Raw genomic sequence first — 1,320 nt, 5'->3', positions numbered from 1 at the left:
AGGCATGGCAAAGTGACCGCAGGGAGCCTTGCCGTGCCTACCTCTCTCCGGCATACACCGTCTGCCTTGTCGAGGCAGACATCGGTATGCCGGGTTTGAAGGATGCCGTACTCTTTCCGAGTGATCTTATAGACCATGTGGCAGAGGCAGAAAGTAAGCCTCATTCTCTCAGTGAAGCTTGGACAACGTTCAGCTTCTGAGAAAAAGAACGAGCCTCACTTTCTGACGGCAGCCCGGAAAGTGTGCAGCATCCGTAGTAGGGGTGTTGTTCGTAACGCCCCTGATGGAATGTTAGACCTCTCTCCCCTGTTGCTCTGGAGTGAAGAGAAACTTTGCTCCTGGGCAATTTCGCCATATTTCTCCATACACAGCAACGATGTGCATGGAGAGAACTGGCGAAAGGGATAATATCAGCATAGATATATTCTATATAACACTTATATAGAATAGAAATATAAATTAAGGAATATAGACAATTATCGGAGATACCTCTTTGCAGGTGAAGCTGAATGGTTCGCCTGATGGCTGCGACCGATGAGGGAGCAGCCAGAAAGGTAAGGATTGCATTTCTGCAATCCCTATCTTTATAATTATAAAGATTATTACAATTTTCCTTTGTCATAATAAGAATAGAACGTACCATCACAAACAATCAAGTGGTCCATAAAGAAGATACGCATTAACTCACACGCCTTTTTTATATTCTGTGTTAACAGATTGTCATTTTTACTTGGAGTTGGGCAACCTGATGGATGATTATGTGCCACGGCTATAATTGTTGCGTTGTTCAACACAGCTTCTTTCATTATAAGACGAATATCCGCCGCTGTCTCCGTCAATCCACCGATACTTAATGTCACATCTTTAATAAGACAAAAATGTTGATTCATCAGAAGAACATGAAACTCCTCATGGTCTAATGTACCCATTTTGGGATAAAGATAATTATATATTGATAGGCTACTACCTAAATCGGGAGACTTTTCAAATTTCTCTGACTGATAGCGTTTTCCAAGCTCTATTGCAGCATATAGGGCGTGCGCTTTGCTATCACCAATACCTTGAACAACTTGAATTTCCTCTTTTCTACTCTTGCCAAGTTTATGGAGACTATTTTCCATTACATTGTAAATCTGTCTTGCCTGTTCCACATTACGTTTTGTACCTGTTCCAATAATCATTGAAATAAGTTCTACAACAGTCAAGCTTTCATAACCATTATTATAAGCCTTGTACTGTGGATGTTCTTCCATACAAAAGTCAGAAAAATTCTTTCTTTCCATAATCAAATTTGCTTTAAAGGGTTCAACAATAAAATTA

General features: G+C 40.4%; 3 protein-coding genes. 2 read left to right on the top strand and 1 reads right to left on the bottom strand.

Going from position 1 to position 1,320, the window contains the following annotated elements:
* Window positions 1-200 (top strand): hypothetical protein (locus tag DW917_RS17405; protein ID WP_158570234.1); only part of this gene is annotated, 200 nt, incomplete at its 5' end.
* Complete coding sequence (locus DW917_RS17400) at window positions 172-408, top strand: hypothetical protein (protein WP_158570232.1); 237 nt, start codon at window positions 172-174, stop codon at window positions 406-408. The genes DW917_RS17405 and DW917_RS17400, both read left to right, overlap by 29 nt.
* Before the next feature lie 194 nt (window positions 409-602).
* On the opposite strand, the gene DW917_RS16320 is transcribed toward DW917_RS17400, so the two are convergent.
* A partial coding sequence (locus tag DW917_RS16320; protein WP_233524805.1) for a RadC family protein occupies window positions 603-1,320 on the bottom strand: 718 nt, incomplete at its 5' end.

The sequence above is a fragment of the Prevotella sp. AM42-24 genome (assembly GCF_003461825.1).
In the GTDB taxonomy this organism is placed as follows: domain Bacteria; phylum Bacteroidota; class Bacteroidia; order Bacteroidales; family Bacteroidaceae; genus Prevotella; species Prevotella hominis.
Note: the sequence above shows the minus strand (reverse complement) of the source record. Positions and strands in the feature narration are given on the sequence as shown.